Source organism: Methanosarcina sp. A14, from assembly GCF_001729375.1.
GTDB classification, from domain to species: Archaea; Halobacteriota; Methanosarcinia; order Methanosarcinales; family Methanosarcinaceae; genus Methanosarcina; species Methanosarcina barkeri.
Genome location: NZ_LZPK01000383.1, coordinates 17616 through 33986 on the forward strand (window position 1 = coordinate 17616; position 16371 = coordinate 33986).

A 16371-nucleotide genomic window follows, 5' to 3' on the forward strand; every position below is an offset into this window, starting at 1 on the left:
GAAAAATGTGTGGAATTGTAGGATATGCAGGTGAAAACTCTGCTGCATCTGTCATCATAGAATCTCTCAAAAAACTCGAGTACCGTGGATACGATTCTGCTGGGATTTCGATTCTGGGCAGCGGAATCAATACTTATAAGTCAGTAGGTAAAATCGTAAACCTTGAAGCCACAATCCCAGATGAAATAAGTGGCAACATCGGAATAGGGCACACTCGCTGGGCAACCCACGGACGACCCAGCACAATAAATGCTCATCCGCATACCTCTGGAAACCCATGTAAGATATCTGTTGTGCATAACGGAATCATAGAGAACTACATGGCATTGAAAGAACAACTGACTGCAGAAGGATATGAATTTAAATCGGAAACTGATACCGAAGTGATCGCACACCTCCTGCATAAACACATATACGGTAAGCCCGATGGAAGAGAAGCAAAATGCGAACTTCTTACAGGACTGCGGGAAGCGCTAAAAGAGATCGAAGGTTCATATGCTCTTGCAGCTATCTGTGCTGACGAACAGGGAAAACTCGTGCTTGCCCGGAAAGACAGCCCACTTGTTATAGGACTCGGCAAAGGAGAGAACTTTGCCGCATCGGATGTAACTGCTTTTTTGAATTATACAAGGGATGTAATTTTCGTAAATGACTTTGAAACCGCAGTTCTGACTCCTACCAATGTAGAGATCTTTGACAGAGAAGGAAAAGCACGCGAAAAGAAGATAGAAAAGATCGAGTGGGACTTTGAAGCTGCTGAAAAAGCCGGCTACGAACATTTCATGCTCAAGGAAATTCACGAGCAGGTGAGCGCGATTCATAATACACTTGCAGGCAAGGTCTCGGAACTTGAAGGAACGATAGATCTCAAAGAACTTAATATGACCGATGAAGAGATAAGGAAACTTTCAAGAGTCCAGATTCTGGCATGTGGAACCTCCTGGCACGCAGGGCTGCTTGGGAAATACCTTTTTGAGCAGCTTGCAGGAATTCATTGCGACATAGACATCTGCTCGGAGTACAGGTACAGAAGCCCGGTTATAAGTGATGGAACTCTCGCCATCGCAATCACCCAATCCGGGGAGACTGCAGATACTCTCGCGGCTGTTAGGGAAATAATGTCCTACAACTGCCCTACACTTGCAATTACAAACGTTGTAGGAAGCACCATTACAAGAGAAGCTAACAGTGTGCTCTATACCAGAGCAGGACCTGAGATTGGAGTTGCCGCGACCAAAACCTTCAGTACCCAGCTTACACTTCTTTATCTGCTTGCCGTAAAGTTCGCCCTCTCAAGAGGTAAGCTAAGTCCTAATTATGTTAAAGGATTCATTACGGGTCTAAGAAAAATACCAGGTCAGATTCAGCAGATTCTCAACCAGAAAGAAGCAGTAAAGGAATGTGCAGAGAATTTTGCTCAGGCAGAAAACTATTTTTTCCTCGGCAGGAACCTTAACTATCCGATTGCCCTTGAAGGAGCTCTCAAATTAAAAGAAATTTCATATTTGCATGCTGAGGGTTTTGCCGCAGGAGAACTTAAACATGGACCGATTGCGCTGCTTGAGAAAGGAACGCCTGTAGTTACCATTGCAACAAGAGGGCAGACTTACGACAAGGTACTGAGTAATATAAAGGAAGTAAAAGCCAGGGATGCAACGGTTATCGCAGTGGCCGATAACAAAGATACAGAGATCGGAAAATATGCGGATGTTGTTCTTACAATACCTCAGAGTAGTGAATTGCTTTCTCCGCTGCTCAGTGTGGTAGTCCTCCAGCTGCTTGCTTATTACACTGCTCTTGCTCGTGGATGTTCGATTGACAAACCGCGTAATCTTGCAAAAAGTGTCACAGTTGAATAATGAAATGCCCAAAAATTTAAAAATTAAAAAACAAGAGAATTTAAAGAAATACTTTTAGAAAATTTCGGAATGGGATATATGAAACTCTTCGGATCTTCAGGAATAAGAGGGATAGCAAACAAAGAAATTACGCCCGAACTTGCACTTAATGTAGGGCTTGTACTTGGAAGCCGAAAAAAAACTGCAGTTATCGGGAGGGACCCTAGAGTTTCGGCCCCTATGATCGAGCATGCCCTAATTGCGGGAATGACTGCCACAGGCTGCGCTGTTACAGAAATAGGCCTTGTATCTACCCCAACTCTGGCATATGCAGCCAGAGAATACGAATGCGGTGTAATGGTTACAGCCTCCCACAACCCCTCAGAGTATGTAGGGATCAAACTCTGGAACCCTGATGGGATGGCCTTTGACTCGGCACAGCAGGAAGAAATAGAAAAAGCGATTGAAGATGCAGACTTTTCTCTGGTTCCCTGGAACCTGATAGGCAAGTTCAAAGAAGACAGAAATGCTATCCGGGCTCATATGAATATGATCAAAAAGCTTGTAGGAAGTTCCAGCCTGAAAGTCGTACTGGACTGCGGATGTGGAGCAGGAGGGACAATTACCCCATATCTCCTCCAGGAGCTTGGTTGTGAGGTAATAACTCTGAACGCTCAGCCTGATGGCCACTTTCCTGCAAGAAACCCTGAACCAAACGATGAAAACCTTACCATGCTCAAAAAAGCTGTTGTGGATTTCGGAGCCGATCTTGGAATTGCACATGATGGTGATGCGGACCGGATGATGGCAGTGGACGAAAAAGGCAATTTTGTCTCAGGAGATGAAATGCTTGCAATTTTCGGGCTATACGAGTGCAGCGGTAAGAAAGGAACAGTCGTCGTGCCTGTGGACACTTCAATGATGGTTGGCGATTCTCTTCAGGGTTCGGAGATTGTGAGGACAAGAGTCGGGGACGTTTACGTCGCAGAGGGAATAAAAAAATGTGGGGCTATCTATGGAGGCGAGCCATCAGGAAGCTGGATTTTCCCGAAGATTTCCTACTGTCCGGATGGGATTTATGCAGCCGCAAAACTTGTTGAGATTGTCAAGGAAAAGAAGTTAAGCGAGCTTCGAGAAGAGCTGCCCAGGTACGCCACAAAAAGAGGAGCTTTCCCCTGTGCAAATAATAAAAAGGCAGAGTTTATGGAAAAAGTTAAGGCTAAACTCGAGCCCATGGGAAAAGTCCTTGATATCGACGGTATTCGCGTGGAAATGAGTAATGGCTGGGTACTTGTCCGCCCCTCAGGGACGGAAGCAAAAGTTAGAATCACAGCTGAAGCCCGGGAAAACGTTGATGAGATTTTTGATATGGCTGAAAAGATAGCAAAGGAGGCACTCAAATGAAAGCGGTTGTCCTTGTAGCAGGCAAAGGCACAAGGATGGAACCTCTAACTTCCGGCTGTCCTAAAGTTATGCTCCAGGTTGCAAATAAGCCCATCCTCGAACATATACTTAATTCAGCCATCGAAGCAGGCATTAAAGGCTTTGTCTTCATTACCGGTTATCTCGAAGAGCAGATAAAAGAGTACTTCGGGGACGGAAGCAAATGGGGAGTAAGCATAGAGTACGTGCAGCAGAAGAAGCAGCTAGGGACTGCAAACGCGATAGGCTGTGCAAAAGGCTATGTTGATGGGACTTTCCTTGTACTTAACGGGGATATGCTCATAGAGCAGGAAGACTTAAAAGCCCTGGTCTCAAGGACAGAGGAAGCTGTCATCTGCGTAAAAGAGGTTGAAAACCCGTCGGATTTCGGAGTGCTTGAAACCGAGAATAATAGAGTTGTCAGGATAATAGAAAAACCTAAAAATCCCCCTACTAACCTTGCAAATGCCGGAATATATCTTTTCAGGGAATCTATTTTTGACTTTATTGACAGAACCAAGGCCTCAGTGAGAAAGGAGTTCGAGATTACGGACTCCATCCAGATGCTGATTGATAGTGGAGCAGCCGTGGGTTACAGCCCTCTCGAAGGCAGATGGATAGATATAGGGTATCCCTGGGACCTCCTGAAAGCAAATGAATACCTCCTGAAAGGCCTTAAGAGCAGCTGCGAAGGTACCGTGGAACCGAATGCTACCATAAAAGGAGAGGTTGTAATTGGAAAAGGCACTATTATCAGGAACGGTTCTTATATCGAAGGCCCAGTAGTAATAGGAGAAAATTGCGATATAGGGCCTAATTGTTTTATCCGCCCTTCTACGGCAATCGGGAACCATATTAGGGTGGGAAATGCGGTGGAGATAAAAAATACCATTGTCATGGAAGATACTCATGTGGGACACCTGAGTTATGTTGGGGATAGCATTATCGGACACCGCTGCAACTTTGGAGCGGGCACGAAGGTTGCAAACCTCCGCCATGATGGGAAAAACATAAAAGTAATAGTAAAAAGCAGGATTCTTGACACGGGCAGGAGAAAACTCGGAGTAATTATGGGAGATGACGTGCATACCGGTATCAATACAAGTATAAATATCGGTACGATAATGGAAAAAGGAAGATATACATATCCTGGGGAGATTGTCAAACATTAACCTTTGATGCTAATAGATTCATGGTAACTATTCAGCCTACATATATCGGTTGATATTGATTATGGTGAAAACAAGGAGTTTGGTAACTAACTAATGAACATCGAAAAAGCACCATAATCCTCTTTTATTCTTTCGATTTGGATCATTATTTCTGTATCAAGCGTTTTTATTTTATTCTGAATTTTTGTTATTAGTTATAATATCATTTCAATCCTCAAAGATTTAACCAATCCTTAAAGATTTAACCAATCCTTAAAGATTTAACCAATCCTTAAAAGATTTAACGTTTTTCAACAGTTGCGGAATTTTTATAGTTAGATAAATGAGAGTGAAAAGAGGGCACTTTATTCTAAAGTTCCATATTTATCGTATGTACTCGGGTCCAGCAGTTCTCGTTCTAAATAATATTTTCAGGATTTTTTTCTAGATTCTCAAACTCCAGAAAATATTAACATACTTTTAGATTTTATCAAACATTTTATTAGAATTAGATGTTTATCTATGAGTTCATCCCAAAACCAACCTTAGTCCCATTTCACTTAAATTTACATAACTGTTTTCCGTGATCTGAAACTCGATTGCGTATTCAAAATTAGTTATTTAAAAAGTAATTTTGAGTTTTGGGATCGGCTCTATACAAATATTTGTGTATTTATTATAAATTTTAGTATGATAGCTTTCAGACGATCTCGATGTTGTAATGGGGACTGGGAATCTTTTTATTGGAGAATTGCTTTATAATTGCCAACATTTCTATAGTTTTATTCTTTATATTCTCACGAGGAAATTCATGTAAATAAGAAGAATTAGCTTGAAAATCAATGAGATTTGTTCTAAATTCCGTATATATAGCATGTTTTTGGGTTCAACAATTCCTGATGTAAATAATTTCTTCAGAACATTTTTTATGATCAGAAAATCCGAAATCTACCCATATATTTTAAACTATTATCGGCCAGGTCTCAAAAAACGAATCATATTTCATAGTGTTTAGTAAGAAGTCATAAATTGTAAGGAGATGTATACACGTCACTTGACCAATATCAGTCTATTAAGAATACTAATGAATTTTATTATGATCTCCTCCAGATGATGCCAGTGTTAACACGAGAATTAGGAATCTTTTTATTGGTAGGTTTTCTCCTTCTTGCAAGTGTTCCTGCAGCTTTATGCGCAACTAGCTCATCAATAATATACGTTACAGGGGATGGCACTGGAAAATATAATTGCGATGGAAAAGACGATCATGTACAGATAAATCAGGCCCTTAAGTTTGTAGCAGGTAACTCTAAATATACTACTGTCCACCTCAAAGGTCCTTTTACTTATGTTATTGACGATACTCTTTTAATCGGTAGTAATACTATTCTTGAAGGGGATTCGAGTGCTGTAATCAAACTTGCTAATAATGCAGGCTGGGTTGCAATGAAACCCTTGATCAAGCAGATGAGTAGTTCTGGGAATAGTAACATTGTAGTAAGAGGGTTTGAGGTTAATGGAAACCGTAATGGTAATTCCAAAGTTTCTTTGGGTGACGGGTACTATAATATAATGTACTTCACCAACTGTAACAACGTAAAAGTATACAATATGTGCATGCATGACGGTCTCGGGGATGGGCTGAGGATAAAATATGGAAAAAATATTAATTTTTATAAAAACAGGATATACAAACTCGGGCACGATGGTTTGTTTGCAATTCAGTGTAAGAATGTAAAGGTCTGGAAAAACAGGATAAGCTGCAGGACTAACAGCGGCATTAGAATCTGGAACTCAAACCATGTAAAAATCTACAGTAATATAATTGATTCTTTCTACCACTGGAGTGCAGGTGGACCAGGCATTCAGGTAGAAAAAGGAGGGTCTGGTACGGGTCTTATGGATGATATTAGTATCTACAATAATGTTATCCATAACACCTATGGTCCTGGGATCTGGATTTTCAATTATGATACCAATTCTGCTACTAAAAATTATGGAAAAAATGTTCTTATTCACCATAATGTCTTTTACAGCACAGGCACCAATCCTAGCATTACCTGGGTTGGCGGTATTGTAATTAGTGGATTCCGCAATACTTACATTGAAAACAATGTCTTTGATGGCATATATCATGCGGCTATTGCCAATTTGTATCCAGATAATTTTTCCCCAAGTTACACGTCATCTGTATACGCAACAATTGCCCGCAACAATATAATCGTAAACACCCTGAAACGTAAAAAGAGTCCAAGTGGGACAGGGTATGGTGTGATAAATTATCTCGCCAGTAAAAACCATAAAATATATCTGCAATATAACTGTTTCTACAAAAACGTAGTAGGGAATTATAAAAGTTGCACTTCGAGAAATGATATCCGTGTAAATCCACTATTTGCGAGCCAGACGAAACATGATTACCATCTGAAATCAAAAACTGGAAGATGGAATGGAAAAACCTGGGTTAGAGACACAGTAATTTCTCCCTGTATCGATGCCGGACATCCGTCTTGGGGCTATTCTACTGAACCGAAACCCAACGGAAAAAGGATTAACATAGGCAGGTACGGAAATACAAAATATGCATCAAAATCAAAGAGTTAAGGCGTATATCTGTGTCAAAAATATATATAAAAGAGGTTTTGGAAATTATAAAAATTTGAGAACAAAACCATGAATTCTGAAAAAATGTACCCTTCCCGGAAAGGAAAGGGACATTTGAAATCAAGAATTTATAGAGCTCAGGGTTCTAAAGCTCAGGAATAAATCTATTTTATTTATAAAATGTCTTTAAAGTTGAGAGCATCAGTTTTCGGAAAAGCCCTTCGGTTTCCACCTTTAGAGAGTCGTCATTCATGCTTTTTACGGCTTCTTTTAAGGGCTCTTTTGAATCAAGCACTTTTTGTATGGTTTTTTCATCGGTTTCCACTGTAATGGAAGGCCCGAACTTTGAGTTTGGATCGTTAGGAGTTTCATAGCTGTAGAAATCCCTTATTTTTCCTCCTCCCATAAGTAAAGTCACATAAAGCATCTCGCCATTATCAAGTTTGATTTTCCCGGCAATTTCCTCACTGGCTACAAATCTCTGCAGAACATCAGGAACTTTATCGAAATTCGTGTTATAAAGCTCAGCTTTTGCACTCAGTTCTGCAAAGAGAGCGTTTTCAGTAGTAGAATTCTCAGAAGCCTCATAAAGGTCGGCTTTTTTGATATTCCCTGCGTTCGAGACTGCACCTGCTATCGGGACAAACAAAAGCATAATAAGAATGAAAAGACTCAGAAATCTTGTTTTGCTGCAAGGAGACATATCTGAGAATAAGAGGCAGGAATATAAAAAAGTTATTGATACAAATAACTGAAGCAGGACAAAAAAACTAGAATATAGGACTATACGCAGTTGAATTGAAAAATCAACAACATCAGACAGTTAACTGTCTGAAATGTGACTTTAATCCACAGTGTTTGTTATACTTGATTTTGTTTTTCAAGTTCATAAGTCCGATGAAGTAATTAGATATTTTAGTTCAGATAAAGTTAAATTGTGTATAAAATGAAAAAGGAAGAGAAAACGAAAAAATAAAAATGGAGGTTATAATTAGATATTGAGCCCGTTTTTAGAGTCCTGGAAGACAGGCAATGAAAATGAATTAAAGCAATTAAAGCAATAAAATCAATTAAATTTGCTTTAACAATTAATTATTGTACCAGGGATTATATAAAGATATCTATTTGTTCTCTATTTGTTCTCTTCGAGAAAATAATTACCTGAATGAATTATACAGAAGAAAAGAATTACTAAAATGAATAAAAATTAAACTTAAAGGAATAAAAATTAAACTTAAAGGAATAAAAATTAAACTTAAAGGAATAAAAATTAAGAAAATGATATATAAAGTTTAATTAGAAAACAGCAAATCAACTGCTAAAAAAAACTGTTAGATAAGCAATAGCAAAATAACGCCCGAATTTTCCAAGAAAAACCAGAATAGAAAAATATCGGAAAGAGAGCTGCATAAGTCCTGCAACCATGGTAATCGCGTCTCCGATACCTGGCACCCAGGTAAAAAGAAGGGTGTAAAGACCATATTTTTTAAAGAGCCTTTCACTTATCTCAAGCTTCTCAGGAGAAGGAGAAAGGAATTTCTCAAGTACCGGACGCCCTTTAAGCCCGAGATAGTATGTTGTGCACGATCCGAGATAATTGCCTGAAGTCGCTACCAGAACAACAGCAAAAGGATTAAAGCCCTGATAAATGAGAGCTACTACCAGCGCCTCCGATCCTAACGGCAAAACCGTGGAAGCTAGGAAGCTCAGGACAAAGAGGTTCAGGTAACCGTAGTCGGTAATAAAGGAACTCAAAGCTTCAAGCATTCAGTTCTACAATCGTAATTCAGTATTTTAAGCTGTCGTTTCAGGCATCAAAACAAACACTATTTTTGTAATGGACCAATCGTTACTTTGAAGATCAAACGGTAGTTTGTAGATCAAACTCCATTTTTAACATTTCTGTTTCTAACTAAAAATTTTCGAGCAAAACAAAAAGGAATTCCACTCTGGACTAAGATCGGAAAAAAAAGAGGAGAGCCGGATATCCGAGATCTGATATTCAACTCTTACCGCAACAAAAGTATTAAAGTTAATATTAAAGCCTGGTTCATTTTTTGGAATGAACCCATACAGCTATAATACAAGCTTTAATATGAAAGCCAGAAACGTTAATTAGTTTCGTCTCTTCCGCAGGATAACAAATGCCGTGGCGAGTATACCAAGTGTAGCCATCCCACTGAAGAAAGGAGCTTTTTTTGTCACTTCATAACTTTCGCTCAGTCCTCCGACTTCAACAGTATACGTCCCTTGCTCACCCTCGGTGTGTGAGAATTCGATTGATTTGTTCTCACCCGGATTAAGGGTTATATTCTGGGAATCAACCGATTCGTTATTAACCAGCAATTCCACTGTGGAGTTTCCTGTGACGCCTCCATTGTTCATAGCATTCACCTTAATATTTACCGCAGTTCCGGCTTCAACTGAAGCAGGCTGTATCGTGAGGTCTGAGAAGGTGAACTGTGCAGCTTTCTCCGCCACCTCTACCTGGGTTTCTCCGTCTTCATAACCGGTCTTTGTGGCATTTACTACATACGTTCCCGGAGTAGTAACCATGTAAGATGTGATACCTTTTGCGTCTGTCTGTGCGTCAATGATCTGTCCGCCGAAAAAGACATCTGCTCCGGAAACAGGCTTGTTTTCCTCAGAGTCAGTGACCTTTATGCTAATCTGGTCCCCTTCCCGAACGTTTTCGGGAGAGACTGAAACTAGGAGTTTCAGGATACCCTGTGCTAGGACATCCACATCCTTAGTTCCGGAAACATAACCTTCCCGGCTCGCAGTTACAGTGAAGCTGCCTTCATTGCTGGGGGTAAAGGTGAGATTTCCACTGTCTCCGGTGGTGCCTATGCTTTTGTTTCCAACAAAAATTTCAGCACCGACGACTGAAATATTTCTCGCAGTTACCAAAATCTCGGTCGGCTTACCGACTACAAGCGCATCAGGTATTTCAATATCCAGTTGATCTCCTTCCTCGGTCTCGGTTTCGACGAATGGATAAAAGCGCAGGACTGAAGAATCGGCAACCTTAAACTTGACATTACCCATCAGGTCTACGACATCATCCTTTGAAAGGGAGATTGAATCCTCGTTTTTCATTGTGATGCCTGAGTCGGAAATCGAAGTTATTTTCATTTCACCGAAAGAATCTCCCCCAGAAATTTCCAAGTAATCATCCGAAATCTGGAAGATTCCCTCCACAAACACGGCATCTGTTTCTGTGGAACGGAAGACTGTACTTATATGGACCGCAATCATCGGAACATTTTCGGCCCCTCCTATATCGGTTTCATAAATATAGTCCCCACCCTGGGAAACGATTCCGGAGTCCAGAAGCTTTCCATTCTTATAAAGCTCAAAGAGTACGCTTTTCCCATTAACATCTACCTGGGATGCCTTAAGGGAGTAGCCGTTCTCCAAGGCTAAAGAAGAACCAGTGAACAGGGATTTTTTGTCATCGTCATCGATCAGAACTTTTGAAAGTACGCGGTCCGACAGCACACTTATGCCCTTTGAATTGCCAAGAGTGTTTTCAGGATATCCTGCAAAGTATTTCTCTGCCATGAAGCCGATAACTTTATAACTTCCCCAGCCCTCATGTTCAAATTTGACATTTTCAGGCTTTGTAGAATAGACGAGGGCTTCATCATCAATTGTCCTACCATCGAGTTTTTCAATGGTAAGGCTTTCAGTGGAAATATTTTCGTCGATGTTATAATAGAAACCTTCGAAGTTAAAAGGCGTCCAGACCATAGTATCAAACTTATCATCGTGTACCGTCCCTCTTAATTCATAAGTTCCGGGCTCGGAGGTTTCAACTATTGGTGCAAAACGAAGTTCATTGGCATCAGCTACAACAAAACTTAGTTTACCCATGATATCAATAGTGTCACCCTTGCTAAGTGAGATCGAGTCGCTATTTCTCATTTTTATGCCTGAACTTGAGGTAGAACTTACCTCCATTTCCCCAAAATCATCACCATTCTGGACTTTCACGTACTGGTCCGAGATCTGGAAAATTCCGTTCACGAAAACCGCATTGGTCTCTCTGCCGCTGAAGATCTGGGAAAAATGAACTGCAATTATGGGCACATTTTCAGTATCCCCGAGGTCGGCTTTGTATACATAGTCGCTATTGGAAGATAGGAAAGCTTCGTCGACTATCTTTCCGTCCTTTTCAAGCTGTACCCAGACGCTATTTCCGTTGATATCAACCTCAACCATGTTCAGGGAGTATCCTTCGTCAAGAACAAGAGAAGAACCCGTGTACAGAGATTTCCTATCATCGGAGTCTATCAGGACTTTTGAAAGCTGTCCGTCCGAGATAACGCTAATCTCTTTATCTGCAAAACTTGAGTTTGCGGTGTACCCTGCAAAGTAGCGCTCTGCCATAAACCCTATGACATCATAAGAACCCCAATTTCCATACTCAAAGTCGGTCTTTATGGGTACGGTTTCGTACTGCAGGTTTCTCTTATTAATTGTCCGGCTACCCTTACTGAGCTGGACTGTCAGATTCTCGGAACCTTCTCCGGTATCCAGATCATAATAAAAACCCGAGTAAGTCTGAGGCGTCCATGTATAGGTAAGGTTCTCATTTGCATTTTCATCCCAGATGCGGTTGCCTGTCGAATCTGAAGCCTGGGCAACTGCACTTAGACACAAAAATCCAAATGCCAAAAACAAGCATAAAATCTTGATGTAGTTTTTAATCCCCAAATTAAACCTCCTCTATGTTGTATTAACCGGGAGCGTAACTTTCAGGCTTCCGAAAGAAAAAAATAGGAAAAAATTTCCTGAACATCCGGAATACACCCTGACCAAGATACCCCCGCCTATCTGAGTTATGTCAAAGATATTCAACTATATGTATTTTCTAATATCTCAGGCATCAAATAAAAAATTTTTGGGCATTATAAAAAGTATTTTTCAGAAACCGGAAATAAAAAAATTAAATATGGCAAAAAAAGAAATTGAAGACCTTGAAAACCGTAAAACTGGTTTCAATTGCCATTTAAACACTAGAAGAGCAAATATCAGGCTCGCCTGTCAGGAAGACAGTTCAGTACATCCAGAAAATGTCTTTATCACAACTGGTTTTTATTCAGAGTCAGGTTTTATTCAAAAGAGACTTTTTATTCAAAACCAGATTTATTCAGAAGAGACTTTATATTCACGTTTGAGATAAGGGTCTGAAAATAAATTCAAAAACCACTTTTTTCCTAAGAGTCAATTTGATATACACAAATTATAAGTTTGAAGAAGCGATTTCTGACACTTATAAGCAGAAATCAGCGTAATAAGATTCGTTAAGATCACTTAAGATCCATTACAAGAGTTATAAAGATTCATTCTGCAAAGTAAGACAGAGTAAAAATATGGAGCCGTCTCTGGCATGGAAACGTATACAAGTATTCCCGAAGAATTAAAACTCACAGTCCTTGAAAGAATACAACCCACTGAACCTGAAAGAGAAAAACTTCTTGCAATCCAGAAAGAACTTGCCTCACAGGTTAAACTCGCAGCAGAAAAACTTGGCGTACCAGGTGTGCTTGTAAAAATGGTGGGCTCTGCTGCCAGAGGCACCTGGCTTTCAGGCACTCATGATATTGATGTTTTTATAAGCTTTCCTGAAGAAACATCCAGAAAGGAACTGGAAACCCTGGGTATGGCAGTTGCAAAAGAGGTGGCAAAACACGCCGAGCATGCCGAAGATCGCCACGCTGAGCATCCCTACCTGAATATTATATACAAAGGCTTTGATGTTGATCTTGTTCCTTGCTTCAGGGTTGCTTCGGCTTCCCATATCAAATCTGCAGTTGACAGGACGCCTTTTCATAACGATTTTGTCAAACCCCGCATAAAAGGGCATGAAGATGAGGTCTTGCTTTTGAAACAGTTTATGCGCGGAGGCGGAGTCTATGGTTCAGAACTCAAGACCCAGGGCTTTTCAGGCTACCTGACCGAACTTCTTGTAATTAGCTACGGCTCTTTCAAAAACACTATCTACGCAGCCTGTTCTTGGAAGCCAGGTGAGAAAATAGATATAATGCAGCATGGAGAAATCGACCACGAAGAACCTCTTGTAGTGATCGACCCAACTGATCCCAGGCGAAACGTGGCAGCAGCCCTTTCTCTTGACAAATTCTGCATGTTCATAGACCACTGTCGGGAATTCCTAAAAAGCCCGGAGCTTAGTTTCTTTTTCCCAGCCTCCCTCCTGCCCCTTGAGGACAGCGAAATCCTGGAAAAGCTTGAAAGTCGGAAGAGTACTCAGCTTGCAGTCGTTTTCAAAACCCCGGATGTGGTAGAGGATGTCCTCTTTCCGCAGCTTTATAAAATGGAGCAGGCAGTAGCTGCCCTTCTGAAAGAATATGATTTTACAGTGATAAAAACCGGCGTCTGGTCAGGCAATACCGAAACCGCAGTTATGATGGAACTCATTTCAGGTACCCTGCCCAACGTGAAAAAACACATCGGTCCCCCGGTCTGGGTCAAAGTACACGCAGAGAAGTTCAAGGAAAAATATCAGGCAGAAGATGGCGTTTTCGGAGGCTATATCGAAAACGGAAAATACGTCTTTGAAATCCGGCGCAAATACCCGACGGCAAAAGGGCTTCTCGAAGATCGACTCAGGAGCTGTTCTCTTGGAAAACAGGTACATCAGAGCATAAATGAGAGCTTTGAGATTATCGAAGATGCCGGGATTTGCAGGTTAAAAGATCCTGATTTCAGGGTTTTTTTGAGGAAATGGATATAAAAGAGATTAGAATGTGAACAATAGTAATAGCCAATTAATTGGTTTTACACAAAGTGAAATTTTTCAGCAAAATTTTTTTGATGGGTCTTTTCAATTGACCAATTATAAGTCTGCAATTGTTTCACCCACGTTATTGCCATAATTAAAATAATTTATTCAGAAACATAGACACACTTGGAGAAACAATTACAAACAATATATTGATTCTGGCATAGTATTCGAATATTAATACAATATTTGAATTATCTGAAAAATAGGCCCTACGATTAATAAAGAACCTCATTTGAATTTTTTATTATGTGTAAGAATTATTAGTAACATGACATAGATTTCAAATACTTCATTGTGGTATGACAGACTATTTTGGCTAGATACAATAAACGAATAAAATTTCCCCAAGACATTTACAAATTTATTTTTTCTGGAATGCGTCTTAAAACTTGACATTTTAATGTTTGATTTAATGTAATGCGTTGATGGAGGTAACTGAAGTCCATGCTGACTGAACCAGATCAAATAATCCAGCTTATATCAAGTTTATTAGCGTTAATCCTTTTTGTTGTTTCTCACCTTGCATATCGTCGAGAGCGTAGGAAAAAGCTTTTTATTTTATCTTTAGCGTTTTTTTTCTACTCGGCAATGAATTTTCTGGATGCAGCAGATATTTTTTTCCCTCAAGCAGGTGAATACCCCGAAATTTGGGGAAGTTTACTAAATTTTGTTGTGCTTGCGTTGTTTTTTCTTTCCATGATAACAAACGAGTAAGGTAAAATGGAATTCGAACTAGAGACTAGAAGAAGAATTTACGAACAAATTAAAAAATCTCCTGGTATTCACTTCCGGGAACTTGAGCGGAGGCTGCAGATGGTAGTTGGCAACCTGCAGTACCACCTTCAGTATCTGGAAAAGAAAAATATGATAAGGGCTTTGAATGATGGAGATTATGTACGTTATTTCGTAAAAGACAGGAGCTTAAGCGAAACCGAGAGAAAAATAATGTCTTTCTTAAGAAGATCCGGTTGCAGACATATACTTCTTCAGCTCCTCAATAATCCGGGAATGAATAACAAAGAAATCTCACAGGCTGTTGGTCTCTCTCCTTCAACCGTTTCCTGGAACCTGAACAAACTTGTAGAAGCCGGAATAATTGAAAGAGAAAAAATCGGCAGGATAAGTAAATTCACAGTCATTGACCCTTCCGCGATTGCAGAACTCCTTATATGCTACAAAGAAAGCTTTCTCGATACTCTGGTTGATGGTTTTATCGAAATGTGGGAATTCAAAGACTCTAAATAATTTGATTGCCCATCGTTTTATTTACATCGTTCCAGTATAATCGAAATACAGCTTTTAGCTATTCTTTTCCAATAAACTTAGCACTTTTTAAGAAACCTTCAATATGGTATTTAAACCGAATTGCAAGCCATGTTGCAGGTAACGTAAAGAAAGCATCAATCATGTATTCTGGGCGGTCAAAATTTTGAGTTAGTCTCATTATCTGAATTCTACTTCACTGGTTTTAAACTCTATTGAGACATCCTGGTCAGTTAAAAATAGACGAAAACTTTTACGCTTACTGAACAAAAATTGAAAGTATTTATGGTGGCGGGAAACATGGAAGAAACTTGGGAAACCCGCCACATTCTCCTATGGAAGAAGGTTCCGCCACATTCTTCTAGGGAGGAAGGTTTGAAATATTTTGTAGTGTTGATCCCGATTATTCACCACAATAACCTTCAGTTTTCAGTCTTCATTAGACATAATAACGATTCTGGTACATTATTCGAAGATTAGTACAATTGTCGAACATTAGTACAATCTTCGAACAATTAGATTTTTAGATAGTCGACGAGTTAAATCTCCAAATTATGCCGGAACATATTGAAAATATGCCAAGTTTCCTGAGACTGCATAAATTCGGGACCACAAAAGATTTATAAAACCCCATTTTATAAAACGGTGTAAACCAATTTTCGGGATGAGTAGAAACGAAACGTTCTTCGACAATGAACGTAACGTATGAATCAGATTGATGAAGAATGATGAACCCCCTTAAAATATTGATCCCGATAATTCTCTTACATATAGTATACCTTAACAAATATGGAGGAAACAACAAAATGAAGAGATTTGTAGCCAGTGCACTGGCAGCTCTCATGCTTCTGACTGTATTTGCATCCGCCGCAATGGCTGATGATAATAATACAACCTCAGCAGCTAGTACAGTTGAGATCCGCGGCCCTGTGTACAATGGCTCAAGTTTAACCGACATCCTTGCAAATTCTGCATATGGTAACGGTACATCTATTACAATGGATGCTAACAAATTTGCAGCATTCTATTACGACATTGATGACAATGTGACAACCGAGTCTCTTACCATTAAGAACGTTGCTGGTACTTCCGGCAGGACTATCGGAGAGAACGGTTTAGTATACAAGACAACAATCGGAAACGCCGAATACCAATATGACGACTGGGGCAACTACAGTGTGATTGGCTTCTTCGCAGACAAGTATATCCCACTGAAGTCTAACAGTGCTGACAAGCTCGCCAAACTCGTTCTCGACAGTGACGACAAGTACACTCTCAAGAC

At 40.0% G+C, this 16371-nt stretch carries 12 protein-coding genes; 9 read left to right on the plus strand and 3 right to left on the minus strand.

Annotated features, from left to right (window positions below):
• The first annotated feature begins 5 nt into the window (after positions 1-5).
• The 4 genes from glmS to A9239_RS17460 all read left to right on the plus strand — a co-directional run bounded on the left by glmS (position 6) and on the right by A9239_RS17460 (position 7015).
• Complete coding sequence (gene glmS / locus A9239_RS17445) at positions 6-1859, plus strand: glutamine--fructose-6-phosphate transaminase (isomerizing) (RefSeq protein ID WP_048121001.1); 1854 nt, start codon at positions 6-8, stop codon at positions 1857-1859.
• A gap of 78 nt (positions 1860-1937) precedes the next feature.
• Positions 1938-3242, plus strand: coding sequence for a phosphoglucosamine mutase (gene glmM, locus A9239_RS17450; protein WP_048121002.1), 1305 nt, complete (start codon positions 1938-1940; stop codon positions 3240-3242).
• A complete protein-coding gene (gene glmU, locus A9239_RS17455) occupies positions 3239-4432 on the plus strand; it encodes a bifunctional sugar-1-phosphate nucleotidylyltransferase/acetyltransferase (protein ID WP_048121004.1) in 1194 nt (397 codons plus the stop codon). The genes glmM and glmU overlap by 4 nt, the downstream gene beginning before the upstream one ends.
• 1128 nt (positions 4433-5560) lie before the next feature.
• The gene (locus A9239_RS17460; RefSeq protein WP_255361977.1) at positions 5561-7015 is read left to right on the plus strand and encodes a right-handed parallel beta-helix repeat-containing protein; all 1455 of its coding nucleotides are present in this window, start codon (positions 5561-5563) and stop codon (positions 7013-7015) included.
• A gap of 169 nt (positions 7016-7184) precedes the next feature.
• Here the strand turns inward: A9239_RS17460 and A9239_RS17465 are convergent, their stop codons facing one another.
• From A9239_RS17465 to A9239_RS17475, 3 genes are all read right to left on the minus strand, one after another.
• Positions 7185-7670 (minus strand): hypothetical protein, encoded by a 486-nt coding sequence (locus tag A9239_RS17465; RefSeq protein WP_238985654.1) that lies wholly within the window; start codon positions 7668-7670, stop codon positions 7185-7187.
• A 656-nt stretch (positions 7671-8326) separates the two neighbouring features.
• Positions 8327-8782, minus strand: a complete 456-nt coding sequence (locus A9239_RS17470; RefSeq protein ID WP_048155959.1) for a YqaA family protein — start codon at positions 8780-8782, stop codon at positions 8327-8329.
• Between the two features lie 348 nt (positions 8783-9130).
• The gene (locus A9239_RS17475) at positions 9131-11734 is read right to left on the minus strand and encodes an S-layer protein domain-containing protein (protein WP_048155962.1); all 2604 of its coding nucleotides are present in this window, start codon (positions 11732-11734) and stop codon (positions 9131-9133) included.
• 127 nt (positions 11735-11861) lie between these two features.
• Here A9239_RS17475 and A9239_RS17480 point away from each other — a divergent pair, with 127 nt between their 5' ends.
• The 5 genes from A9239_RS17480 to A9239_RS17505 all read left to right on the plus strand — a co-directional run.
• A complete protein-coding gene (locus A9239_RS17480) occupies positions 11862-12203 on the plus strand; it encodes a hypothetical protein (RefSeq protein WP_141706507.1) in 342 nt (113 codons plus the stop codon).
• Between the two features lie 207 nt (positions 12204-12410).
• A complete protein-coding gene (gene cca, locus A9239_RS17485) occupies positions 12411-13775 on the plus strand; it encodes a CCA tRNA nucleotidyltransferase (RefSeq protein WP_048121016.1) in 1365 nt (454 codons plus the stop codon).
• 495 nt (positions 13776-14270) lie between these two features.
• Positions 14271-14540, plus strand: a complete 270-nt coding sequence (locus A9239_RS17490; RefSeq protein WP_048121018.1) for a hypothetical protein — start codon at positions 14271-14273, stop codon at positions 14538-14540.
• A 6-nt stretch (positions 14541-14546) separates the two neighbouring features.
• The gene (locus tag A9239_RS17495; RefSeq protein ID WP_048121020.1) at positions 14547-15071 is read left to right on the plus strand and encodes a winged helix-turn-helix transcriptional regulator; all 525 of its coding nucleotides are present in this window, start codon (positions 14547-14549) and stop codon (positions 15069-15071) included.
• Positions 15072-15814: 743 nt separating this feature from the next.
• A partial coding sequence (locus tag A9239_RS17505; protein WP_304440483.1) for an S-layer protein domain-containing protein occupies positions 15815-16371 on the plus strand: 557 nt, incomplete at its 3' end.